Source organism: Gordonia prachuapensis, from assembly GCF_036350515.1.
Classification (GTDB): Bacteria; Actinomycetota; Actinomycetes; order Mycobacteriales; family Mycobacteriaceae; genus Gordonia; species Gordonia prachuapensis.
On sequence record NZ_JAZDUE010000006.1, the window covers coordinates 199,736 to 221,778 of the forward strand.

The window sequence follows — 22,043 nt, forward strand, 5'->3', positions numbered from 1 at the left end:
GGAGGACCGGTGGCCGCATCCGAACAGGTCGAGGTGGAACTGAAATTCGACGTGGATGCGGGACACACCGCACCGGATCTCCGAGTCCTGCCCGGCGTGATCGGGGCGACGCCACCGGAGACGTTCCAGCTCGACGCCACCTACTTCGACACCGAGAACCTCGACCTCGCCGGCAACCGGATCACGATGCGTCGCCGCACCGGCGGGCATGACGCCGGTTGGCATCTGAAGCGGCCCTCCGGCGTGCCCGGGGCGCGACGCGAGCTCCAGATCGGATTCGACGAGGCGCCCGCCGAGGGCAGCGTCCCCGCCGAGCTGATCAACCCGGTGGTCGCGCTGACCCGGACCCGCAAGCTCATCCCGGTCGCCGCGGTGTCCACCAAGCGGACGGTGACCACGCTCATGGGCGCGGACGGACGCCCTGTCGCCGAGTTCGCCGAAGACCTCGTCACCGCGCAGTCCCTGCTGCCCGGCGGCCACTTCCAGGAGTGGGCCGAGTGGGAGTTCGAGATGCTCGACGGCGGCCGGGACACCCGACTGCTCAAGGCCGCGGACAAACTGCTGCGCAACACGGGTGGTCGGGAAGCATCGTCGGCGTCGAAACTGGCCCGCGCCATCGGTACCACCCCGACCGTCGTCGAACCGCATCTCGGACGCCGCCCGACGGCGCTGGATCTGGTGGTCACCGACATCGCCATCCACCGCAACGCGCTGATCGCATACGATCCGCTCGTCCGGGTCGACGCCGAGGATGCGGTGCACCAGATGCGGGTGGCGTGCCGTCGTCTCCGCAGCATTTTCGCCGGCTTCCCCACCGTCCTCGATCCGGTCCGCACCCAACATCTGAGCAACGAGTTGAAACTGCTGGCCAGGATCCTCGGGGACGCGCGCGATGCCGAGGTGCAGATCGCCATCGACCAGGGGCTGCTGCGCTCGGAGAACGCGTCGGCGGAGCTGATCGCCGAACTCACCGGCGCGGAGACGACGATCCACGACCGCGCCATCAAGGCGGCGCACGTCGCGATGAACTCGGAGCGGTACTTCGCATTGCTCGACGCCATCGACGAACTCGTCGCGTCACCGCCGCCCGGCCCCGACGCCGAACTCGACGCCGGCACCGCCGTCGACCGATCGATCGAGAAGAACCGCAAGAGCATCCGCAAGGCGCAGTCCACGCTGGCGTCGATGGGTGAGCGATCCCCGGAGTGGGAGGAGCAGCTGCACGTGATCCGCAAGCGTGCCAAGCGATTGCGCTACAGCACCGACGCCGCGGAGCCGCTGGGCCGCAAGCGCTACAAGAACGTCGCCGCCGTCGCCAAGCGGGTGCAATCGGCGCTCGGCGACTACAACGACACCCGGATCAATCGGGATCGGCTCCGTGACCTCGCCGCGTCCGGCACCCTGTCCGGCCGGGACATGTTCGTGCTCGGTCGGATCGACGCCCGCCAAGAGGTCGACGGCGAACGCGCGCTGGCCGAGTACCGCAAGGCCGCCAAGGATCTCTGACCCTGCGTCCGCTGGTCGACTCGCCGGCGAACTTCCTTCCGCTGGTCGAGTAGCCGGCGAACTTCCTTCCGCTGGTCGAGTAGCCGGCGAACGAAGTGAGTCGGCGTATCGAGACCTGTTGCACCCAGGCTCGCCCACTCACACCGGCGCGAACAGCACCTTCCGCGCCGCCGGATCGGCTACCTGCAACTCGACGGACACACGACGACCCTGCTCCGGGTCGCCGTCACACTGGGCGATCACCGCGAGCTCGGTCAAGAACACCTGGGCCGGACGCCGCTGCGTCGCCGCATGCAGCACGACGGCGTCGAACGTCTCACCCACCCGGTCCGCGAGCAGCGTCGCCTCCGCCAGGTCGATGCTCGCGCGGTCGGCCGCCGACGCCAGCGACGCCGCCGACCGCAACACCCGCGGCAGCGTCGGGAGCGCGCGGATCACCCAGTCGGGCACCGGTTTCCCGCTGGTGACCGACAGACAGACCTCGGTCGCGAACCGGTCGCCCAGCCGTCGGAGGGGTGCGGTGACATGCGCATACAGGCCACCGATCGCAGCGTGGGTCATCTTCTCCGCGGGCGGCACCTCGGTCTGACCGTCGAGCGCGAGGTGATCGGCGCCGCGCATCAACCCCGCTCCGGCGGACATCAGCGCGAGCGTGGTCGGCGCATCACGCGGCAACCCGGCCAGGAACTGGCCCGGCGTCGCACCGTCGGGCCACTCGACACCGAGTGCGGACGCGGACGCGACGAGCGCGGCGACCGCGTCGCTGCCCGCCCGGGGCATGGTGCGGAGCAGTCCGATGCCGGCGTCGGCCATGATCGTGCCCGCGCACATCCCGGTCAGCAACGACAGCTGGGAGTTCCACATGTCCGCCGGCGTGTGCGGGGCCAACCGGAGGGTCCATCCGCCGTCGGCGCGCATCACCTCCTGGTCCGGCAGGTCCAGTTCGACCGCGCCCCGTTCGAGCGCACGCCGGTGCCGCAATTCACCGAAGGCCGGCAGCGCCTCGATCGACGGATGCAGCCGCCCGGCGGCGCCGTCCTGCGACACCCCGGCATAGTCGAGTTTGGCCACCGAACGCATCAGTGCCCGGCGGACGTCGACGTCGCCGACCGTCCCGTCCGTCGCGACGCGGATGGTCCACAACACGCATGGGCGAACCTGCCCGGGCAGCAGCGAACCCGCGCCTTCGGACAACGAGCGCGGATGCAGCGGGACCGAGCGGTCGGGGAAGTAGATCGTCGTGCCACGTCGCCGACTCTCCTGGTCGAGCGCGCCCTCGGGTTCGACCAGCGCCGCGACGTCGGCGATCGCGTACCGGACGACGAATCCATCGGCGTCGCCGACGATGTGCACCGCCTGGTCGAGATCCATCGACGTCGGAGGATCGATCGTCACGAAGGGCAGGACGGTGTGATCCTCGCGCTCGGCGGCGAATCGGTCCACGGCACCGTCGGCCTCGGCCTGTGCTGCCGCCCCGTAGTCCTCGCTCACCCCGAGTTCGGTTCGAACCGCATCGAAGTCGAGGTCGGGAGCCGACAGTACGCGCTGCACGTCACCGACTGTAGGCGACATCGCCGGGTACGCGGACCCGCGAAGGGCGAACGAGTCGGCGTGTAAGCCGGATCCTGTACCCGATCAGAAGAGACCGGGCGGCGACCATCCATCTGGGCACACCGTCGCCGGGTACCTCGAGCGGCCCACCCGCGGACTCGGGCGAGCAGCCCTCGATCATCCGCGCACCCGCACGCACGGTTTCCCGTGGTGCGAGCTTCGGCCTTGCTCCGGGTGGGGTTTACCGAGCCGACGCGGTCACCCGCGCCGCTGGTGCGCTCTTACCGCACCGTTTCACCCTTACCGTCGATCGGCCCCGAAGGACCGATCGACGGCGGTCTGTTCTCTGTGGCACTGTCCCGCGGGTCACCCCGGGTTGCCGTTGACAACCACCCTGCTCTGTGGAGTCCGGACTTTCCTCGGTGTCGGCGTACCCGTCTACGGGCCGTTCCGCGCACCGCGGCCGCCCGGCCGACTCGTTCGCCCATCCAGGATAGCCGTGGCGGTCGACGGGTCAGGTGAGGTGGCTGGTGTCGTTGACCAGTTTCACGACCGACCCGCCATCCGGGAAGAACTCGGCGATCGACAGCGACGCGAGGTCGAGGTGGAGGCGGAAGAGCAGTTCGGGTCCACTGCCCAGCGCTTCGCGCAACAGCGACTTGATCGGCGTGACGTGTGAGACGACCAGCACCGTCTGCCCGGGATAGCGCTGCAGCAGGGCATCTTTGGCCGTATTCACCCGCTCGGCGACCTCACCGAAGCTCTCGCCGCCGGGCGCGGGAATCGTGGTGTCGGCGAGCCATCGGCCGTGCACGTCGGGGTCGCGTTCGGCGGCTTCGACGAACGTCAGACCTTCCCAGGCACCGAAGTCGGTCTCGATGAAACCGTCGTCGATCTCGACCTCGACACCGAGACGGTCAGCAGCCGCACGCGCCGTGGTCAGCGCGCGGCCCAACGGGGACGAGACCACCGCGGTGATATCCGTGTCGGCCCCGAGGCGCTCGGCCGCCGCGGCCGCCTGCCGACGTCCGAGGTCGGTGAGTTCCGGGTTCCCCCGGCCTGAGTACCTGCGCTCGACCGAGAGCGCGGTCTGGCCGTGGCGCAGGAGCAGGAATCGGGTCGGCCGGACTCGTTGGCCCTGCCATGTCGGCGCCCGGTCGCCGGTGGCCGTCGCTCCCGACATCGCCTCTCCCGACATCAGATACCCGACTCGGCCGTCCGCACGAGGATGGCTCCACATTCCTCGCATCGGATCACCTCGTCGGGCGCGGCCGCCGTGATCGATGCGATGGTGCCGCGGTCGAGTTCCATCCGGCACGCGCCGCAGCGGCGGGCGCGCAACAGTCCTGCACCGACACGGCCGGACGACCGTTGCCGGTCATAGATCGTGAGGAGTTCGGGCGCGACGTCGGCGACGAGTGCGGCGCGGCGCGACGTCGCGGCCTCGAGGTCGGCCTCGAGATCGGCCATCGCGGCGTCGCGGCGTTCGCGCACACTCGCGGTCTCCGTGGCCAGGTGCTCCAGGGTCGCGGACGCGCGTTGCTGCTCGGCGGCGATCGCCTCCTGCTGTTCCATCACACCGAGCATGTCGTCCTCGATGATCGTGCGACGACGCGCCAGCCCGGTCAGTTCGTGTTGCAGTTCCGACAACGCCCTGGGGGCGAGTCCGCCCGCGGTGAGTTGCTGGGAGTCCTTGGCCTCGCGCGCGGCCATGCCGTTCACCTCGCCCTCCATCCGCCGGTACTCGCGGGTGAGGTCCTCGGCGGAGATCTCCGCGCGAACCAGATCGTCGCGGGCCGCGTCGGCGCGGGTGGCGAGGTCGGCGAGCTCGGCATCTTCGGGCAGCGACGTCCGACGATGGTCGATCCGGGCGAGCTCGGCGTCGACGTCGGCGAGATCGAGGAGTAGTCGTTGCGCTCCGGCATCCACCTTCACCGTGGCCACCTCCGTTGTTCGCGGTCGTACTGTGCTGTCGTCACCCGTGCCTCATCCCCTGCCACGTCCACTCCGGGCGCCCGGCTCCCCTGTGCTGTTCTCGCCCACGGTGCCGCGGGTGCCACATACCGTACGCGCCCGCCCGACCGGCCCGGCGGAGTAGTCAGGTTTGGGGTAGGTCAGGTTCAAGGTGGTCGGGTTCCGGTGGTCAGGGTCGGGTGACCAACGCGAACGGATCGGTCGGTTCGCGGTGCACCGCAACGGTGACGTGCAGGTCCGCCGCCAGCAGTCGCGACGCCTGGCCGCACCACGGGAACTCGGTGGCCCAGTGCCCCGCGTCGATCAGTGCCGGTCCACCTCGCCGCAGGCTCTCGTCGGCGGGATGATGACGCAGATCGGCGGTGACGTACACATCCGCACCCGCCGCGGCGACGGCGTCGAGGAGCGAATCTCCCGCCCCGCCGCACACCGCGACCGTCTCGACCGGGGCATCGGCGGCGCCGGCGACGCGCACGCCGGACGGCACGTGCAGCCGATCGGCCACCTTGCGGGCGAACTCGGCGACGGTTGTCGGCGCCTCGAGCCGACCTATCCGACCCAGTCCGACGTCCATCGCGGTGTCGGCGACCTCGAGGATGTCGAACGCGGGCTCCTCGTAGGGATGAGCCCCGCGCAGCGCCGTCAGCACCGCGCGCCGCAGCCGACGGTCGGCCACCATCTCCACCCGCTCCTCATCGACCCGGGTGCGTTCCCCGATGGACCCGATGGCAGGGTTGGCGGCTTCCTGCGCCTCGAACTGACCGGTGCCGACCACCGTCCAGCAGCAGTCGCGGTACTCCCCGACCGCGCCTGCACCGGCCGCGAACATCGCCTCGCTCACCTGCTCGGCGTTGCCCTCCGGCACCATCACCACCCACTTGTCGACCGGCGCCGACGATCTCGCGTCGATCGGGACGGTGTCGAGTACGTCGAGTGACTCGGCGAGGGCATCGGACACCCCCGGGCGTGCGCTGTCGGCGTTGGTGTGCGCGGTGAACAATGCGATGCCCGACCGGATCAGCCGGTGCACGATACGTCCCTTCGCGGTGTCGGCGGCCACCGAGTCCACTCCCCGCAACAGCAGCGGATGGTGCGCGACGATCATCTGTGCGCCCATCCCGATGGCTGCGGCCACCACGTCGTCGGTGACATCGACGCACACCAGGATCGAATCCACCGGCTCGGCCGGGTCGCCGCAGACGAGACCGACCGAGTCCCACGGTTCGGCCAGATGCTGCGGGTAGGCGCGGTCGAGTGCACCGATCACCTCGGCGACGGTTGTCGGCATGCTGCCATCTCCTCTCGTAAGGCCGTGATGGTGTCGACGAGCGTCCGCGTGGTGGCCGGATCTCGTACCGCCAAGCGCACGTACTCGTCGTCGAGCCCGACGAAGTTCGCCGCGCTGCGGATCGCGAATCCGCTGTGCCGCAACCGGCCTTTCAGGGCCAACGCGCCCGGTACGCGGACCAGGACGAACGACGCGCGTGGCGGAACGCAGACCTCGATACCGGCCGTCTCCAGCATGGCGACCATCGCGGTGCGGTCCTCGGCGATACGGCGTGCCTCGGTCCGTGCGTAGTCCTGCCCCACCGGTCCGACACACTGCTGCAGCGCGGTGAGCGCCAATGTGCCCAACGGCCACGGCCGCCGCCCGACGGCGAGTCGGCCGATCAGATCGGGGTGGGCCAGCAGATACCCCGCGCGCAACCCGGCCAGACCGAATGTCTTTGTCACACTCCGGATGACGATCACATCGTCGGCCGCTTCGGCTGCGACCGAACACGGTTCGTGACCCCCGGTCAGCGGGTCCGTCGTGACGTCGGCGAACGCCTCGTCGACCACCACGATCCGGCCTGGCCGACGCAGCCGCTCGATCTCGGCGCGCGGATGCAGGACGGAGGTGGGATTGGTGGGGTTGCCGAGCACCACCAGATCGGCCTCGTCCGGGACCGCCGTCACGTCCAGTTCCCATGGCGGGGGCAGGATCACGTCGGCGATCGGTACGCCCGCCGCCCGCAATGCGAGTTCCGGTTCGGTGAACGACGGCTGGATCAGCGCCGCCAGCCGCGGGGCGAGGCGCGGCAGCAGCTCGAATCCCTCGGCGGCACCGGCCAGGAGCAACACCTCGTCCGGACGTCGTCCATGCGCCGCCGCGACCGCTTCGACGGCCAAGTGTTCGTCGCGCGGTGAGGGATAAGCGGCCAGATCGGCGATCCGTTCGGCCAGGGCGTCGGCGACGAAACGCGGCGGCCCGGCACGGACATTCACCGCGAAGTCGACGAGTCCCGGTTCGGCGTCGGCATCACCGTGTCGGTCCCGTGCGAACAGCCCCGATGTCATAAATCCCCAGCCTACGTGCACGATGGAGCAGTGACCGACACACCTGGAACTCCCGAGATCGCCGCCCACCGCGCCGACCCCGCCGATCCGTCCACCGTGCTGCTGGTGGACCTCGACGGCACGATCACCGACAGCTTCGCCGGTATCGCCAACAGTTTCCGGTACGCCTTGTCGACGGTCGGGGCGCCCGACCCCTCGCCCGACCTCGTCGCCGGTATCGCCGGCCCGCCGATGATCGACACCCTCACCGGGATGGGACTCGATCAGGCCACCGCGGACGCCGCGATGCGCGCCTACCGCGAGCGTTACACCGACACCGGTTGGCTGGAGAACGCCGTGTACGACGGCATGGCCGACGTCCTCGCCGATCTGCGCGCCGCGGGTCGGACCCTCGCGGTGGCGACGTCGAAGAACGAGAAGACGGCCGTGGCGATCCTCGAACACTTCGGCCTCGCCCACCACTTCGCCGTGATCGCCGGTGCGAGCGACGACGGCTCCCGCCGCGCGAAATCCGACGTCATCGCGCACGCACTGGCACGGCTCGGTGTCCGGGCCGATTCCGGCGAGCATGTGACCGACGGCCCGGTGGTGATGATCGGTGACCGCGCTCACGACGTCGAAGGTGCCGCGCTGTACGGGATCCCAGCGGTCATCGTGGGTTGGGGTTACGCTCTGGACGGGGAGGACGGCTCGGCGGCCTGGGCCGTCGGGTCCATCGCAGATCTGCGCGAGGTACTGGGTGTCTGATCAATTGCACGTGTGTTTCGTGTGCACCGGCAACATCTGCCGGTCGCCCATGGCACAGAACATCTTCCGGGCGGCCCTCGAGAATTCGGGCCTGTCCGGGCAGGTACATGTGGACAGCTGCGGGACGAGTGGCTTTCACACCGGCGAACCGGCCGACAACCGTGCGCGCACCGAACTGTTGGCACACGGCTATCCGGACGGCCACGTCGCCGCGCAACTCTCACCGGAACACTTCGACGCCGACCTGCTGGTCGCCATGGACGCCGGCCACGTCCGGGAGCTGGAACGCAAGCGGCTCGGCGACAAGGTGCGCCTGTTGCGCAGCTTCGACCCCACGGCAGATCCCGCCGACCTGGACCTCAACGACCCGTATTACGGCACCGGCGAGGACTTCGAGATCACCCGCCAACAGATCGAGGCATCGGTCCCCGGCCTGCTCGACTGGGTGCGCGCGAACGTCCGCGCCGACTGACCCCTTCGCCCGTCCGGGCCGACCCGCGGCTCAGCCCGGCAACACCAGGTTGTGCACGAACCGGATCTTGTCGAGCACCCGTTCCGGGAGCACGAACGGGTACAGGTCCGGGTGACCCATCGAGCGGTTGATCTGGTTGAGCGCCCACGTCAGCGGAAGCCACCACTCGACGAGGCGCTCGAACCCGACGTCGCCGGGCAGCACACTGTCGAGCGTCGACCCCGCCGGAGCCATCGCGAACGCCGCCGCCGTGTCGAGGGTGTCGCGAATGTGCAGGTAGTGGGCAAAAGTCTCGGCGAAGTCCTCGGCCGGGTGCATGGTCGCGTACGACGACACGTAGTCGCGCGCCCACCCCTCGGGCGCCCCCTGCGAGTAATGGCGATCCAGGGCCGCCTGGTAATCCTCGTCGGGATCCCCGAACAGGTCGTCGAACTGCGCCCGGTTCGAGTCGTCGATCAGGACGAGCTGGTAGTAGTGGCCGATCTCGTGGCGGAAGTGCCCGAGCACCGTGCGATACGGCTCCTCCAACTCCACGCGCATCTGCTCGCGGTGCACGTCGTCGCCCTCGGCGAGGTCGAGGGTGATGACGCCGCTGGCGTGTCCGGTCACCACCGACGACTGTGAACTCGACAACAGGTCGAACGCCAGCCCGGTCTCGGGGTCCTCGTCGCGGCCGCGGATCGGCAGACCGAGCTCGTCGAGTTCGAGGATGAGGCGACGTTTGGCCGTCTCGGCACGTCCGAACTCCGCGAGCGCATCCACCTCGTCGTCGGACGGTCGGGTACGGGTGAGCGCACACGACGCGCACATCGTCGGCACGCCGGACCACTTCACCAGCCAGTTACATTGCGCGACAAGATTATTGGCGCAACGCTCGAGGAGGAGGCCATCGACTTCGGCGCGCCCGGAGTCGTCGAGCACGTAGATGGCGCGAGTCGGCAGCCAGAATCCCAGTGCACTCTTGCAGTTCAGACACAGACTGTTCTCGAACGACAATCGCTGACCGCAGGTCCGGCACAGGAAATCTCGCATTTCGTCAACGCTACCCTGGCCCGTCGCCGTCGAGTGCACGGCACGACGACCCCCGACTTCCGCCGCTCGGTACCGTTGAGGGGTGCATGTGGTGCGGACGTTCCTACGCCCCGGGTGGCTCGCCCTGGGCGTGGTGGTCGTCGCGTTCGCGGCGATGTGCTTCACCCTGTTGGCTCCGTGGCAGCTGGGCAAGAGCAGTGACACCGAGGAACGCAACGACCTGATCGAGGCGGCGATGACCCAGGCGCCGGTTCCGATCGACGAGGTCGCCGCGCCGGGCGCCCCGTTCGACCCGTCGACGGAATGGCGCGAGGTCTCCCTGACCGGCCGCTATCTCACCGACCGAGAGGTGGCCGTGCGCCTGCGTTCGGTCGAGGAACGGCCGGCCGTGGAGGTGCTGACCCCCTTTGCCGTCGATGACGGCTCGCGTGTCGTCCTGGTGAACCGCGGCTACGTCCGCCCCGAGCAGGACGCGTTGCCGCCGATCCCGGCCGCACCCTCGGAGGTCACCACGATCGAGGCGCGGATACGCAAGGGCGAGGGCACCTCGCCTGGCCGCGGCGCACACAGCGAAGCGAACACGGTGGCCGTCTACACCATCGATCCGGCCGAGGTCGGCCGCGCCGTCGACACCGATCTCGACCCGTTCTACCTGCAACTCTCACCCGACCAGCCCGGATCGCTCGGCGAGATCCCCCTTCCCCAGCTGGACTCCGGGCCCTACCTCTCCTACGGGCTGCAGTGGCTCGCCTTCGGCATCATGGCGCCGTTGGGGGCGGGTTACTTCATCTATGCGGAGATCCGCCAACGGCGTCGCGCCGGGCAGGCGGCCACCGGTGGGGCGGCGAGGGGCGACGGCGACGATCGGGCCGACGGCAGCGGGGCGCCCTCCCGTCCGGACGCCTCACCGGCGTCACGCGGGCGGCGTGGTCGTGTCCGCGCCGATCTTCGGGACGCGGGCGCCGCGTCGGGCTCCCGTCAACGTCACCAGGTGGGCAGCGGCCCGGATGCCGAGACCGCCGACGACGATGTCCGCGCCAAACTCACGCACCGCTACGGCGGCTGACACCCACCGCCAGACCCGCTGCGACAAGCGCGGCACCAACTTGCACACGACGTGACAGTCGCGCCGCCGCCCGCAGGTCGGCCGTGGTCGCTGCCGGACCGCTACCCAACTCGGGTCGCTGCTCGACGCCGTGCGGATACTCGGTGCGGCCGCCCAGCCGTACCCCGAGCGCCCCGGCGAACGCCGCCTCGACGACACCCGCGTTCGGGCTGGGGTGGGCACGCGCATCGCGGCGCCAGGCGCCGACACTGCGCCCCGGTGCACCTCCCAGGGCCGCCACGAGCAGCCCGGAGAGACGGGCGGGCACCAGATTGACCAGATCGTCGAGCCGCGCCGACGCCCATCCGAACCGTTCGTGACGTGGCGAGCGATAGCCGACCATCGAGTCGAGAGTGTTGACGGTTCGGTACGCGACGAGGCCGGGCAGGCCCGCCACCCCGCCCCAGAACAGCGGTGCCACCGCAGCGTCAGAGGTGTTCTCGGCGATCGATTCCACTGCTGCCCGGACCATCCCGGCCGCGTCGAGCGCCTCCGGATCGCGTCCGCAGAGGCTGGGCACGAGAGCCCGCGCTCCGTCGAGGTCGCCGTCGTCGAGCAGGTCGGCCATGTCCTCCCCCACCCGGCACAACGTCGTCCCGCCGAGCACCGACCAGGTGGTCGCAGCCGTCACGACCACGCGGGCCGCACCGCGGGTGCGGGCGCCCACAAGCTCGCCGGCCGTCCACGCGGTGCCGACACAGAGGCCGGCGAGCAGCACCCCGTGGCGACGTGTGTCGTGATACAGCCACGACTCCGCCAGCCCGATCGCCCGGCCCAGGCCGGCCACCGGATGCAGGCGCCGTGGGTCCCCCACGGCGCGGTCGGCGACGAGGCCGATCAGGAGCCCGGCCGCGACGCCGACGCGAGGGGGAATGCGAACCGATCGAACGTCGGGACGACTGGAGTCGGGCACGTCGGCGATCGTATCGACGCTCGCGGCAGCGCACACGCACGGGCACATAGACTCACCGCGATGGCCAGATCCCGCGCCGAACCGGTCGCCGGCACCCACCCGATCGACACCGGAGTCGCCGAACTGATGCCCGACACCGTGGCGGGTGGCTGGCTGCTGACCGTGAACGGGGCCCAGAGTTCACACATCCATCCCGATCCCGGCGTGCTGGACTTCGAGTACATGCGGCAGATGGCCGCCATGATCGCCGAGGTGCACCCCGACGACGCCGCCTTACGCGTCCTGCATCTCGGGGCGGCGGCATGCGCGCTGCCCCGGTTCATCGCCGACCGTTACGCGGCGTCGCGGCAGGTGGCCGTCGAGATCGACGGGGCGCTGGCCCGGCTGGCGCGTGAGTGGTTCGACCTGCCCCGCGCGCCGCGTCTGCGCATCCGCGTCGGCGATGCCCGGGAGGTTCTCGAATCACTCCGTGAGGACACACGGGACGTGATCATCCGGGATGCATTCGCGGAGGCCCGCACGCCGCGGCATCTCACCACTCGCGAGTTCGTCGTCGAGGTGCGGCGCGTCCTCACGCCCGGCGGTCTGTACCTCGCGAACTGCGGCGACAATCGGGACCTGACCCTCGCGCGCGCCGAGGTGACCACGGCCGCATCGGTGTTCGAGCACGTCGCCGTCGTGGCGGATGCGGCGATGCTCAAAGGCCGCCGCACCGGCAACCTGGTGCTGGTCGCCTCGGATCAGGCGATCGAGGCCGGCCCCGGCCTGGTCCGCACGCTGCTCGCCGATCCGCAGCCCGCCAAGATTCTCGCCGGCCGACAAGCCCGGGACTTCGGCTCCGGCTCGGTGATCACCGATCCCGCCGACACATCCGCCGATTGAGTAGGCGACGAGCAGCAGCGAGCAGTCCCCTCTGCTGATTGAGAGGCGACCAGTGGCAGCAGCCGTCCCCTCCCGCTGATTGAGTAGGCGACGAGCGGCAGCGAGGAGCCGTATCGAAATCCCCCCCCACCACTCATCCGATCAGATGACGTCCACTTTCCTGCCGTGAATCGCACCATCCATACAACAAAACCCAAGCGAACACCCGTTCGAAGAACTCAAATGACATAGTCCAACTTCGCGACGATGGCCTCCCCGACCGCCCGGTCGCCGGCGATCGCGACCCGCGCCGGATTCGCGGTCTTCCGCCCGCCGACCAACCGCCCGAGGTCGATCGAGTCGAGCGTCAGCGTGACGTCGGCGGATTCATCGCCGTCCGGGAAGGCGTCGACGGTGGCGGCACGGTCATCGACATAGATCCGGATCTGACGCGCCCCGGGGCCCTCGATCGCGAACAGCACCGATGTCCCCTTCGGCGTCCCGGCGCGCTTGCCGACGACATACGGCAACGAGGTGGCGATCTCGTCGAGGGCGACTGCCGCCGGTACGTCGTCCGACGGCACCGAACCGTCGGTGCTGTCACGGATGTCGATCTCGTGAATCCAGCAGTCGAACACCCGGATGCGCATGAATCGGCCATACGTGTCCGGGCCGGCCGGGGTCAGCGCGTCGCCGTCGAAGTCGTTCTGGGTCATGGCGCGTAGCGCCTCGGTGCGCACACCCACGATCTCCTCGTAGGCGGCCATCACGTCGGCGCGGGTCACCGGACGATAGTGATCGAGCCACCGTTCGTTGAGTTCGCCGATCGGATTGCGGACATGCTCGAGGGCGGCGACGTCGCGCGTCGTGGGGACGTCACGTCCCTCGAGCAGGCTCTCCGTTCCGACCACGTGCGCGACGATGTCGGCCACCGACCACCCGGGCAGGATCGACGGAGCTGACCATTGTTCGTCGGACAGCGGCGACACCACGCGCTCGAGAGTCGCCCACTGCGCGACGAGGGCGTCGACGATCGGGGCGATGGGCAGGACGGTCTTGGCCATGGGCGGGCTCCTTCGAAGTCAGCGAACGGGCTCGGTGCAGCTCGCCGGCGCCGCGACCAGCGAACAGAACTCGGCGGGGCGAGTCGGCCGGTAGGTCGCCGGCACCCCGTTGTCCGCGGTGATCTGCCGATAGGCTGCGACCGCGTCGGTGGGCCGACGGGTCAGGATCGGATCTGTCGCGACGTCCACCGTGTAGAGCCCGAATCTCGGTGTGTAGCTTCCCCACTCGTAGTTGTCGGTGAGACTCCAGTAGTTGTACCCGATGACGTCGATGCCGTCGCCTCTGGCCCGCTGCACCCAGTAGACGAGATCACGGAGATGATCACCGCGCCGGTAGCCGTCCGGACGCCCCGCACTGTCTCGGGTGGGCATACCCGACTCCACCACGTACAGCGGCTTGGACGGGTAGCGCCGCGCCATGTCGCGGAGCGCGTAGTACAGGCCGTCGGCCGCGACGGGCGCGTTCCACTGCTGCTCGATCGCCGCATTCCAGGCGTTGGTGTCGGCCGGTGAGATCGAGTAGTAGTAATCGACCCCGATGAAGTCGAGGGTGTCGGCGACGCGGTCGACGAATTGCGTGTCGAGCAGCGGTTCGACGGTCGGGATGTAAGCGACGTTCGACGACACCATCGCGTCCGGATCGCGGCGATGGATGTGGTGGTAGATCGTGCGATGGACGTCGACGAGCCGGTCGAGCATCGTCGGGACCGCGGTCGGTGCGATGGAGCCGGCCCGGATCTCGTTGGTGACGTAGGTGAACGGTTCGTTGATGGTGATCCAGTACGGGTCGTGGCGTGCGTATCGGTCGACGACGCGGCGGGCATTGCGCAGCCACAGCGCCGGCGTCGATGCGCTGGCCCATCCACCGCGATCGGCGATCCAGCCGGGATAGACCCAGTGGTCGAGGGTGATCATCGGGCGCATCCCGGCCTCGACGATCGCGGCGATCATGTCATCGTAGTAGGCGAGTTCGGCGCGATCCACCACGCCCGGCCGCGGTTCGACCCGGGCCCACTCGACCCCGACGCGGTACACGCCGACACCGAGGTCCGCGGCCCGGGCGATGTCCTCGCGGTAGCGGTGCCGGAAGTCGACCGACGAGCCGATCCGGTCGTGGGTTCGGCCGGAGGCCGCGTATCGCGTCCAATTGCTGTCCGGTGAGGAGCCTTCGCTCTGGAATCCGGACGACGAGACACCCCAGGCGAAGTCGCGAGGGAGTGCCTGCGGAGCCGCATGCACATCGGCCGAGACGGTGAGCGAGGTGACCGCCACCGCGACGACAGACGCCAACGCCATCACCACGGTGCGGCCACGCCGCAGCGCGACACTTCGGGACACCGGCCAAGAATGTCAGATCACCTCGAGCTCGGTGCGGATTCCGCGGACCGCGCGAACCCGCCCCGTTCGGCGGGTGTGCCGCCATATCCTGTTGCGGTGTCCGCCACCCGACGTCGCACAGTGCGACGCCTCGCCGTCGCGACGTGGTGCACCGTCATCGCGCTGATACTGCTCATCGAGGGTGTGACGACCGGCGGCGCGGCCCCCGAGCCCGATCGCCGAGCTCCAGCACCGACGACGTCTGCTGTCGCCGCAAACCCGGTCGCCGGCTGCGGTACAGCATCGATGCGAGCGGGCTCGACCATTATGCGATCAGTGCAGATGCGCGGGGTGAGCCGGCGCTACCAGGTGCACATTCCCTCGATCTACACCGGCCACATTCCGATGCCACTGATCATCGCGTACCACGGCCGAGCCGAACGCGCCGCGACGTTCGCGAACTACACCGGCCTGTCGAATCTGCCGGCGATCGTCGTCTACCCGATGGGCCTGCCCGGCCGCAAAGATCAGTCGGCGTGGCAGGGCGCCCCGTATGCATCGCCCCGCGCCGACGACGTCGCCTTCACCCGCGAGATCCTGCGTGATCTGCGCACCCGGGCATGTGTGGACCGCTCCCGCACCTTCGCCGTCGGCCGGTCCAACGGCGGCGGGTTCGTCGCATTGTTGGCCTGCCGGATGTCCCGGGAGTTCGCCGGCTTCGCCACGGTGTCCGCAGCCGTGTACGCGCGTTCGGTGGCCGGATGCGGTTCCGGGCCCGCGATCTCGTTGATCGACTTCCACGGCACCGCCGACCGCACCATCTCGTATCAGGGCGGCACCCGGTTCGGCGAGCGGTATCTGTCGTCGGCGAGCCGGCTGCGGCGTTGGACGCAGCGGGCGGGCTGTGTCGACGCACCCCTGACCATGCCGCTCACTCACTCGGTCGACCGCCTCTCCTGGCCGCTGTGCGGAGGCCTCGGTTCGTCGGTCGTGCACTACCGCCTGCGTGGCGGTGGTCACCGGTGGCCCGCCGCGGTGGGCGGCCACGGCACCGGCAGCGTCGGTGGCGCGATGTCGGCGACCCAACTGATCTGGCAGTTCTTCCTGACGCGGCCGACTCTCGGCTCGTCGTGAACCCACGGCCGACCGATGGCCTGGATCGATAGCCTGGAGAGATGAGCACCGATCTCCCGACCATCGAGTTGTCCACCGGCGCGCTGATCCCCCAGCTCGGGCTCGGCGTGTGGCAGGCCGACGACTCCGACACCGAGAAAGCCGTCGAATACGCCATCGGCACTGCGGGGTATCGCCACATCGACACGGCGGCCGCCTACGGAAACGAGGCCGCGGTGGGTCGTGGCATCACCGCTTCCGGGGTCGATCGTGGCGACGTCTTCGTCACCACGAAGCTGTGGAACGCCGACCACGGTCGCGACCGGGCGCACCGCGCGATCGACGCGAGCCTCGAGCGGCTCGGCCTCGATCACGTCGACCTCTACCTCATCCACTGGCCGTTGCAGAACCGCGACCGGATGATCGAGACGTGGCGGGCCCTCGTCGAGATCCGGGATGCGGGCAAGGCCTCCGCGATCGGCGTGTCCAACTTCGAGCCACACCATCTCGACGCCATCATCGACGCGACCGGGGAAGTCCCGGCCGTCGATCAGGTCGAACTGCATCCACGGCTGGCGCAGCAGGAACTGCGTTCGTACTGCGCGACGAAGGGCATCGCAGTCGAGGCGTGGAGTCCGTTGGGCGGCAGCGGCTCCGGCTGGGGCGCCGACTCCTCGCCGAACACCCTGCTCACCGATCCAGCCCTCACCGACATCGGCGAGCGCCATGGCCGGTCGGCCGCGCAGGTGATGATCCGATGGCACCTTCAGAACGGGGTGATCGTCATCCCGAAGTCGGTCCACGAGGAGCGCATCGCGCAGAACATCGACGTCCTCGACTTCGAACTCGACGACGCGGACATGGCCGCGATCGCCGCACTCGACACCGGAGCGAGAGTGGGTGCGCATCCCGACGAGCTTGCTGCCGGCGCCCGCGACTGACACCACAGCCGACGGACTGCTCGATTGCGGTCAGCATCTGTCCGCAAAAGGGAGCAAGATGACGACATGTTGGAAACCTCGGCGCGACTGCTCTCCCTGTTGACGTTGCTGCAGACGCGGCGCGAATGGTCGGGCTCCGAACTCGCCGAGCGCCTGAGCATCACCACCCGTACGGTGCGGCGTGACGTCGACAAGCTCCGCGAACTCGGCTATCCGGTCGATGCGACGGTCGGCGTCGGCGGCGGATACCGGCTGGGTGCGGGCGCGGAGATGCCTCCCCTGCTGCTCGACGATCAGGAGGTGCTCGCAGTGGCCCTCGGTCTCAACGAGATCACCACGGGCTCGGTCAGCGACATGGCCGAGGCGTCGGCGGGCGCACTGACCAAGCTGCGGCAGGTGATGCCCTCCCGGCTGCGTCACCGTCTCGACGCGCTGACCATGGAGGCCGTGCCGCGTGAGGAGCGCCATCCGGTGTCGGGTGCGGTGCTGACGGAGATCGCCACCGCATGCCACCGCGTTGAGCGGTTGCGGTTCGACTACCGCCGCGGCGACGGCGTCGAGAGCCGACGGGAGATCGAGCCGTATCGCCTGGTCCGCAGTGGGCTGCGCTGGTATCTGATCGGATGGGATCTCGGACGCGAGGACTGGCGGTCGTTCCGAGTCGATCGGATGGAGCCGAAGACGCCCACCGGTCCGCGGTTCACGCCCCGGGAGTTGCCGGAGGGCGGCGCCACCGGCTTCCTGACCCGCAGTCTCGGCGCGGTGTACCGGCGCGCATCGGCGCGGGTCCGTGTCCACGCGCCGATGGAGACGGTGGCCGCGATGGTCTACGACGACTGGGGAACGATCGAAGCCGGCGACGAGCACGGCTGCGAGCTGGTGCTGTTCAGCACGTCGCTGGTGAGTATCGCGCGGTGGCTGCGTGCGTTCGAGGCCGACTTCACCGTGCTCGACCCACCCGAACTGGTCGACGAGTGCCGTGCGGTGGCGCGCTATCACGACGAGGTCGCCGCCCGGTACCGGCGTGCGGTCGACAGCGTGGGAACCGGATGAACCCCGACTCGGATCCCCAGTTGCTGGCCCGGACGACCGGCCGGCTCCAGGCGGCGGGATGCGTGTTCGCCGAGGAGGAGGCGCAGCTGCTGCTGGCCCGGGCCGCAGATCCCGCCGACCTGGAGGCCAGGCTGACCCGCCGGGTCGCAGGCGAACCACTCGAGGTGGTCATCGGCCAGATGACGTTCTGCGGGCAGACCGTACTCATCGACGCCGGCGTGTTCGTTCCCCGACGACGCACGGAATGGCTTGTCCGACAGGCCGTTGCGGTGTGCCCACCCGGTTCCGTCGTGGTGGACCTGTGCTGCGGGACCGGTGCGATCGGACTCGTCATCGCCCACGAGGTCCCCGACGTCCGGCTCTACGCCGCCGACATCGACCCGGCCGCCGCGCGGTGCGCGGCCCGCAACATCGAGCCCATCGGCGGCCAGGTGTTCTGCGGGGACATGTTCGAACCACTGCCGGCCGATCTCAAGGGTGGGATCGACCTCGTGGTCGTGAACGCGCCGTATGTACCGACCGGCGAACTCGGCCACATGCCGTCCGAGGCGCGCGACCACGAACCGCGACACACCCACGACGGCGGGCCCGAAGGCGTCGATCACCACCGCCGGATCGGGGCGGAGGCCGGCGCCTGGCTACGACCGGGCGGACACGTGCTGATCGAGACCGGGGCGGCCCAGGCGACGCTGACGGCCGAGGCGCTGTCGGACCACGGACTGCTCACGTCGGTGGTCTCGTCGGAGGAACTCTCGGCCACGGTCGTCGTCGGACATCACCGAGGAAACACCGGCCGGTGAGCACACAGCGCCTCGACCGCCCGTGAGCAGTCGAAGCGCTGTGAGTGTCGGCACCACCCCCGGAGTCCCCGTGCTGCGGGGTGATCGACAAAGGTGGTGCGTCCTCGGGACCCGCCCGGGAAGGGCGACTATCGATCCCTCGGCACCCTCGACGCTACCGACGGTTCTCCGCGTCGCAGTGTCGAGGCGGATGAACAGTCGATGAAGGATTCGCCGATGCGCGAGAACGTGTTTCGGGGTGGGGGTAGCAGCGGCCGATCGCTGGATGCACCGAAGGTGCGACGGTGCGCGCAAAGGGATTCGAACCCCTGACCGCTGGTGTGTAAGACCAGAGCTCTACCGCTGAGCTATACGCGCGGAGGCGACACCGGCGAAGCGACACCGGAACACCAACTCATGAATGTAATGGGTCACGCGCCGCAGCCCAAAACCAACCTCCGGATCAGCGCGCGACCCCGAGGGCGTCGGCGCACCGAGCCAGCAGGGACCGCAGGTCGGCCACACCGTCGGCACCGATCTGTCCGGCGAGTTGCTCCTCGACCTCGCGGACCCGCGCCGCGTACGTTGCCATCGCGTCTCTGCCACGAGGTGTCAGCACGACCAGCCGAGCCCGCCGATCGGCGGGGTCCGCGACCACGTCGACAAACCCGAGCTCGCGCATCTTGCCGACGAGCTCCCCCATCGCCTGACCGGACATGCCCGCCGACGTCGCCAGGTCACCGATCCGGCTGCCGTCCGGGCGCAGATAGCGAAAGACGCCCAGGTGGGCAGGACGCACGCCGTCGATGTCCAACCCGGACAACACGCGGTCCTCGAACGCCCGGGTGACCTCGACCAGCGATCTCAGCAGTAGCCGCGACGACGCTTCCCCGTCCATATTTACCAAGGTAACCTTGGTAAATATGGACGGCAAGACGCTGACCTTCCGGGACGGTCACAGTGTGCAGATCCTCGGCACACTCATCGACGACGACGGCACGCAGCATTTACACCTGCGGCACGAGATCCCGCGGCCCGGACGACTGGCCGGCCCGCACTGGCATCCCGAGCTGGCCGAGACGTTCACCGTGACATCCGGGCGACTGCGCTGTCGGGTCGACCGCCGCACGGTCGTCGTCGGTCCGGGTGAGACCGTCACGGTCCACCCTCGTCAGGTCCACGAGTTCTGGAGCATCGATCCGGACAGCGCGATCGACCACGTCATCACCCCGCCGGGTCGGCACCGCGAGATGTTCGAGACGTGGCACGACCTCGACGCCGCGGGACGCACGAACATGTACGGGGTGCCGCGCAATCCACTGGACCTCGCGCTCTTCTGGGATCTGCAGGACGGCTACCTCGCGGGCATTCCCGTACCACTGCAGAAGGCGATACTGCCGCGTCTTGCCCGCCTCGCCCGGCGGCGCGGCCGGGGCAACGCGCGACACTAGTTGACCGCGAGGAGCGCCTTCTCCCAGAGATCCGAATCGCGCGCCTCACCGGGCCCGAGCATGTCGGCGAAGGTGATGACACCGTCGCGGTCCACCAGGAACGTCGCCCGGTTGGCGTAACCGGAACCCTCGTTGAACACCCCGTAGGTCGAGGCGACCTCACCGTGCGGCCAGAAGTCCGACAGGATCGGGAACAGGAAACCCTGCGCCGACGACCACACCTTGTGCGTCGGCGGCGGACCGACCGAGATGGCGACCGTTCGCAGGCCGTCGCGGACGAACCGGGGCTCGTTGTCCCGGATGTAGCCGAGCTCGCCCTGACAGGTGCCGGTGAACGCCAACGGGAAGAACACCAGCAGCACTTCGCCGTCGGCGCGCAGGGCGCTCAGCGACACCCGCTGGTTGTTCTGGTCGCGGAGTTCGAAGTCGGGCGCCGTCGCGCCGACGCCCAGCGGCCGCGTCGGACCCGCAGGGTCGTCGTCGCTCATGGGCGCTTCCGGGATTTCGGCTGCACCAGCCGAGATCCCGACCATCGCCCGAGGCTGACGACGTTCGTCTGGGTCAGACCCGCCGTCGGCGCGGACTCGGCGATCTCACTGGGATCGACATGCCCGTCGGTGCCGGTCTTCGGCGAGAACACCCAGACGTACCCGTCGTCGGCGAGCGGGCTGATGGCATCCATCAAGGCGTCGACGAGATCACCGTCGCCGTCGCGCCACCAGAGGACGACCACGTCGATGACATCGTCGGCGTCATCGTCGAGCATCTCCTCGCCGATGACATCCTCGATGTCGGCGCGCAGGTCGTCGTCGGTGTCCTCGTCCCAACCGAGCTCCTGCACCACCATGCCGGACGTGAATCCGAGCTTGTGGGCGCTACTGCCCCCAGCGCTGCTGGACTCTGTGGCGGCTACCACCGCGTGCGACCTCCCTGCCAATGCGAATTCGACTGTCAGCTTAGGGAACAGCCTAAATGCTCGAGGTGCAACCCGAACAGGGGTATTGCGGACAGCCGACCGACACCGGCGCGGCGACGTTCATCGGGACCCATTCAGGAGGTGGGCGGTGCCGGGTCGTCGGGAGCGGTGGCCGGTGCGTCCCCCGGCTCCGGGGCGGGTGACGCATCCGACACCGGCGGGATCGGCAAATAGCGCTCGCACGTATCGAGAACTGCCCTCTTGTCCCGAGTCCACTGCACCGCAACGGGATTGAGGCCGGTGAGCCGCCTGTCCCCGATGGCGTCGCCGAGCCGGGCGGTGGAGTCGAGGAACCGTGTCGTCGGCTCCCGAACGTCCTCGGGCGTCTTCTCGGTGAGCTTGCCCCGGATCTGATCGGAGCCGGCGATCAGGCTGGCGCGCGCCTTCTCGTCGAGGTCGCCGACCTCGCCGTAGGCGTGGACCTCACTGAGCCGCTCGACGAACACGTTGTATCCGCGCACCATGACCACCATCGACGACATCGCCTGACGACACAGGTCCACCCCGTCCTGCCTGATGGACGAGGCGATCGACGCCGACCGCTGGGCCTCGTAGGCGGTGACCTCACCCGGGGCGGCCGTGCCGGAACCGTCGATCGGCGACGCACACCCGACCGCGATCAGGGCCAGGACCGCCAGCCCGCCGGCTCGACGCACCGACGGCGTTGTCACGTCGCCGACCACGCCCGCCACGATCCGATCGCCCCGTCCGTGCCGCATCCTTCTCCTGACCCATGAGTAACAAGCATTGAAACGCTACCGCAGGTGAGAGTGTGTGGCAGCAAGCTCGCCCACCCGGTGCCAAGCGCGGTGACATGGGGCACGATGTGAAGTGGGACGTCGCGGTCC

At 69.3% G+C, this 22,043-nt stretch carries 23 protein-coding genes, 1 tRNA gene and 1 other RNA gene; 10 read left to right on the plus strand and 15 right to left on the minus strand.

The window, feature by feature from the left end; all coding sequences use genetic code 11:
- Positions 1 to 9: 9 nt before the first annotated feature.
- Positions 10 to 1,506 carry a CYTH and CHAD domain-containing protein gene (locus V1Y59_RS09185; protein WP_330504518.1) on the plus strand — a complete coding sequence of 499 codons (1,497 nt, stop codon included), beginning with the start codon at positions 10 to 12 and terminating at the stop codon, positions 1,504 to 1,506.
- Between the two features lie 138 nt (positions 1,507 to 1,644).
- Here V1Y59_RS09185 and V1Y59_RS09190 read toward each other — a convergent pair whose 3' ends face one another.
- From V1Y59_RS09190 to cobC, 6 genes are all read right to left on the minus strand, one after another.
- A complete protein-coding gene (locus V1Y59_RS09190) occupies positions 1,645 to 3,057 on the minus strand; it encodes an RNB domain-containing ribonuclease (RefSeq protein WP_330504519.1) in 1,413 nt (470 codons plus the stop codon).
- A gap of 47 nt (positions 3,058 to 3,104) precedes the next feature.
- Positions 3,105 to 3,536: RNase P RNA component class A (rnpB, locus tag V1Y59_RS09195), an RNA gene on the minus strand.
- Positions 3,537 to 3,571: 35 nt separating this feature from the next.
- A complete protein-coding gene (locus tag V1Y59_RS09200; RefSeq protein ID WP_330504520.1) occupies positions 3,572 to 4,240 on the minus strand; it encodes a bifunctional RNase H/acid phosphatase in 669 nt (222 codons plus the stop codon).
- A gap of 14 nt (positions 4,241 to 4,254) precedes the next feature.
- Positions 4,255 to 4,992, minus strand: coding sequence for a zinc ribbon domain-containing protein (locus V1Y59_RS09205; RefSeq protein WP_330504521.1), 738 nt, complete (start codon positions 4,990 to 4,992; stop codon positions 4,255 to 4,257).
- Between the two features lie 208 nt (positions 4,993 to 5,200).
- Positions 5,201 to 6,319, minus strand: a complete 1,119-nt coding sequence (locus V1Y59_RS09210) for a Nif3-like dinuclear metal center hexameric protein (RefSeq protein ID WP_330504522.1) — start codon at positions 6,317 to 6,319, stop codon at positions 5,201 to 5,203.
- Positions 6,295 to 7,371: an Rv2231c family histidinol phosphate aminotransferase CobC gene (gene cobC / locus V1Y59_RS09215; RefSeq protein WP_330504523.1), complete on the minus strand. Its 1,077-nt coding sequence runs from the start codon at positions 7,369 to 7,371 to the stop codon at positions 6,295 to 6,297. The genes V1Y59_RS09210 and cobC overlap by 25 nt, the downstream gene beginning before the upstream one ends.
- A 30-nt stretch (positions 7,372 to 7,401) precedes the next feature.
- On the opposite strand from cobC, the gene V1Y59_RS09220 reads away from it, so the two are divergent.
- Entirely contained in the window at positions 7,402 to 8,118 is a 717-nt protein-coding gene (locus V1Y59_RS09220) for an HAD hydrolase-like protein (RefSeq protein ID WP_431309136.1), read from the plus strand.
- Positions 8,111 to 8,590 carry a low molecular weight protein-tyrosine-phosphatase gene (locus tag V1Y59_RS09225; RefSeq protein ID WP_330504524.1) on the plus strand — a complete coding sequence of 160 codons (480 nt, stop codon included), beginning with the start codon at positions 8,111 to 8,113 and terminating at the stop codon, positions 8,588 to 8,590. Before V1Y59_RS09220 ends, V1Y59_RS09225 begins: the two co-directional genes overlap by 8 nt.
- A gap of 30 nt (positions 8,591 to 8,620) precedes the next feature.
- Here V1Y59_RS09225 and V1Y59_RS09230 read toward each other — a convergent pair whose 3' ends face one another.
- Positions 8,621 to 9,622, minus strand: coding sequence for a zinc-binding metallopeptidase family protein (locus V1Y59_RS09230; RefSeq protein ID WP_330504526.1), 1,002 nt, complete (start codon positions 9,620 to 9,622; stop codon positions 8,621 to 8,623).
- Positions 9,623 to 9,704: 82 nt separating this feature from the next.
- Here V1Y59_RS09230 and V1Y59_RS09235 point away from each other — a divergent pair, with 82 nt between their 5' ends.
- Positions 9,705 to 10,688 (plus strand): SURF1 family cytochrome oxidase biogenesis protein, encoded by a 984-nt coding sequence (locus V1Y59_RS09235; protein ID WP_330504527.1) that lies wholly within the window; start codon positions 9,705 to 9,707, stop codon positions 10,686 to 10,688.
- Here the strand turns inward: V1Y59_RS09235 and V1Y59_RS09240 are convergent.
- The gene (locus tag V1Y59_RS09240) at positions 10,666 to 11,640 is read right to left on the minus strand and encodes a cobalamin biosynthesis protein (protein ID WP_330504528.1); all 975 of its coding nucleotides are present in this window, start codon (positions 11,638 to 11,640) and stop codon (positions 10,666 to 10,668) included. The genes V1Y59_RS09235 and V1Y59_RS09240 overlap by 23 nt on opposite strands.
- A 60-nt stretch (positions 11,641 to 11,700) precedes the next feature.
- Here V1Y59_RS09240 and V1Y59_RS09245 point away from each other — a divergent pair, with 60 nt between their 5' ends.
- Positions 11,701 to 12,522: a spermidine synthase gene (locus V1Y59_RS09245; RefSeq protein ID WP_330504529.1), complete on the plus strand. Its 822-nt coding sequence runs from the start codon at positions 11,701 to 11,703 to the stop codon at positions 12,520 to 12,522.
- A 218-nt stretch (positions 12,523 to 12,740) separates the two neighbouring features.
- Here the strand turns inward: V1Y59_RS09245 and V1Y59_RS09250 are convergent, their stop codons facing one another.
- Together V1Y59_RS09250 and V1Y59_RS09255 are read right to left on the minus strand one after the other, a co-directional pair.
- Positions 12,741 to 13,565: a maleylpyruvate isomerase family mycothiol-dependent enzyme gene (locus tag V1Y59_RS09250; protein WP_330504530.1), complete on the minus strand. Its 825-nt coding sequence runs from the start codon at positions 13,563 to 13,565 to the stop codon at positions 12,741 to 12,743.
- A gap of 18 nt (positions 13,566 to 13,583) precedes the next feature.
- The gene (locus V1Y59_RS09255) at positions 13,584 to 14,861 is read right to left on the minus strand and encodes a glycoside hydrolase family 1 protein (RefSeq protein WP_330504608.1); all 1,278 of its coding nucleotides are present in this window, start codon (positions 14,859 to 14,861) and stop codon (positions 13,584 to 13,586) included.
- A gap of 138 nt (positions 14,862 to 14,999) precedes the next feature.
- Here V1Y59_RS09255 and V1Y59_RS09260 point away from each other — a divergent pair, with 138 nt between their 5' ends.
- From V1Y59_RS09260 to V1Y59_RS09275, 4 genes are all read left to right on the plus strand, one after another.
- A complete protein-coding gene (locus tag V1Y59_RS09260; RefSeq protein ID WP_330504531.1) occupies positions 15,000 to 16,016 on the plus strand; it encodes a CE1 family esterase in 1,017 nt (338 codons plus the stop codon).
- A 41-nt stretch (positions 16,017 to 16,057) separates the two neighbouring features.
- Complete coding sequence (locus V1Y59_RS09265) at positions 16,058 to 16,936, plus strand: aldo/keto reductase (protein ID WP_330504532.1); 879 nt, start codon at positions 16,058 to 16,060, stop codon at positions 16,934 to 16,936.
- A gap of 66 nt (positions 16,937 to 17,002) precedes the next feature.
- Positions 17,003 to 17,989 (plus strand): helix-turn-helix transcriptional regulator, encoded by a 987-nt coding sequence (locus tag V1Y59_RS09270; RefSeq protein ID WP_330504533.1) that lies wholly within the window; start codon positions 17,003 to 17,005, stop codon positions 17,987 to 17,989.
- Complete coding sequence (locus V1Y59_RS09275) at positions 17,986 to 18,789, plus strand: putative protein N(5)-glutamine methyltransferase (RefSeq protein WP_330504534.1); 804 nt, start codon at positions 17,986 to 17,988, stop codon at positions 18,787 to 18,789. Before V1Y59_RS09270 ends, V1Y59_RS09275 begins: the two co-directional genes overlap by 4 nt.
- Before the next feature lie 285 nt (positions 18,790 to 19,074).
- Here the strand turns inward: V1Y59_RS09275 and V1Y59_RS09280 are convergent.
- Both V1Y59_RS09280 and V1Y59_RS09285 read right to left on the minus strand, forming a co-directional pair.
- Positions 19,075 to 19,146: transfer RNA gene (locus V1Y59_RS09280), tRNA-Val, on the minus strand.
- Positions 19,147 to 19,231: 85 nt separating this feature from the next.
- Positions 19,232 to 19,666 carry a MarR family winged helix-turn-helix transcriptional regulator gene (locus V1Y59_RS09285; protein WP_330504535.1) on the minus strand — a complete coding sequence of 145 codons (435 nt, stop codon included), beginning with the start codon at positions 19,664 to 19,666 and terminating at the stop codon, positions 19,232 to 19,234.
- A gap of 25 nt (positions 19,667 to 19,691) precedes the next feature.
- Between V1Y59_RS09285 and V1Y59_RS09290 the strand changes: the two genes are divergently transcribed.
- Positions 19,692 to 20,219 carry a cupin domain-containing protein gene (locus V1Y59_RS09290; RefSeq protein WP_330504536.1) on the plus strand — a complete coding sequence of 176 codons (528 nt, stop codon included), beginning with the start codon at positions 19,692 to 19,694 and terminating at the stop codon, positions 20,217 to 20,219.
- Here V1Y59_RS09290 and V1Y59_RS09295 read toward each other — a convergent pair.
- From V1Y59_RS09295 to V1Y59_RS09305, 3 genes are all read right to left on the minus strand, one after another.
- A complete protein-coding gene (locus V1Y59_RS09295) occupies positions 20,216 to 20,707 on the minus strand; it encodes a peroxiredoxin (RefSeq protein WP_330504537.1) in 492 nt (163 codons plus the stop codon). The two genes, V1Y59_RS09290 and V1Y59_RS09295, sit on opposite strands and share 4 nt — an antisense overlap.
- Complete coding sequence (locus tag V1Y59_RS09300; protein ID WP_330504539.1) at positions 20,704 to 21,135, minus strand: DUF3052 domain-containing protein; 432 nt, start codon at positions 21,133 to 21,135, stop codon at positions 20,704 to 20,706. Before V1Y59_RS09300 ends, V1Y59_RS09295 begins: the two co-directional genes overlap by 4 nt.
- 134 nt (positions 21,136 to 21,269) lie before the next feature.
- Positions 21,270 to 21,914, minus strand: a complete 645-nt coding sequence (locus tag V1Y59_RS09305; RefSeq protein WP_330504540.1) for a hypothetical protein — start codon at positions 21,912 to 21,914, stop codon at positions 21,270 to 21,272.
- Between the last annotated feature and the right edge of the window lie 129 nt (positions 21,915 to 22,043).

Excerpts from the sequence above, each read along its gene's own strand:
- V1Y59_RS09265 (WP_330504532.1), top strand. The coding sequence starts at position 16,058 with ATGAGCACCGATCTCCCGACCATCGAGTTGTCCACCGGCGCGCTGATC.
- V1Y59_RS09255 (WP_330504608.1), bottom strand. The coding sequence starts at position 14,861 with ATGGCGTTGGCGTCTGTCGTCGCGGTGGCGGTCACCTCGCTCACCGTC.
- V1Y59_RS09295 (WP_330504537.1), bottom strand. The coding sequence starts at position 20,707 with ATGAGCGACGACGACCCTGCGGGTCCGACGCGGCCGCTGGGCGTCGGC.
- V1Y59_RS09285 (WP_330504535.1), bottom strand. The coding sequence starts at position 19,666 with ATGGACGGGGAAGCGTCGTCGCGGCTACTGCTGAGATCGCTGGTCGAG.
- V1Y59_RS09290 (WP_330504536.1), top strand. The coding sequence starts at position 19,692 with ATGGACGGCAAGACGCTGACCTTCCGGGACGGTCACAGTGTGCAGATC.
- cobC (WP_330504523.1), bottom strand. The coding sequence starts at position 7,371 with ATGACATCGGGGCTGTTCGCACGGGACCGACACGGTGATGCCGACGCC.
- V1Y59_RS09230 (WP_330504526.1), bottom strand. The coding sequence starts at position 9,622 with ATGCGAGATTTCCTGTGCCGGACCTGCGGTCAGCGATTGTCGTTCGAG.
- V1Y59_RS09270 (WP_330504533.1), top strand. The coding sequence starts at position 17,003 with ATGTTGGAAACCTCGGCGCGACTGCTCTCCCTGTTGACGTTGCTGCAG.
- V1Y59_RS09250 (WP_330504530.1), bottom strand. The coding sequence starts at position 13,565 with ATGGCCAAGACCGTCCTGCCCATCGCCCCGATCGTCGACGCCCTCGTC.
- V1Y59_RS09200 (WP_330504520.1), bottom strand. The coding sequence starts at position 4,240 with ATGTCGGGAGCGACGGCCACCGGCGACCGGGCGCCGACATGGCAGGGC.
- V1Y59_RS09245 (WP_330504529.1), top strand. The coding sequence starts at position 11,701 with ATGGCCAGATCCCGCGCCGAACCGGTCGCCGGCACCCACCCGATCGAC.
- V1Y59_RS09210 (WP_330504522.1), bottom strand. The coding sequence starts at position 6,319 with ATGCCGACAACCGTCGCCGAGGTGATCGGTGCACTCGACCGCGCCTAC.
- V1Y59_RS09305 (WP_330504540.1), bottom strand. The coding sequence starts at position 21,914 with ATGCGGCACGGACGGGGCGATCGGATCGTGGCGGGCGTGGTCGGCGAC.
- V1Y59_RS09275 (WP_330504534.1), top strand. The coding sequence starts at position 17,986 with ATGAACCCCGACTCGGATCCCCAGTTGCTGGCCCGGACGACCGGCCGG.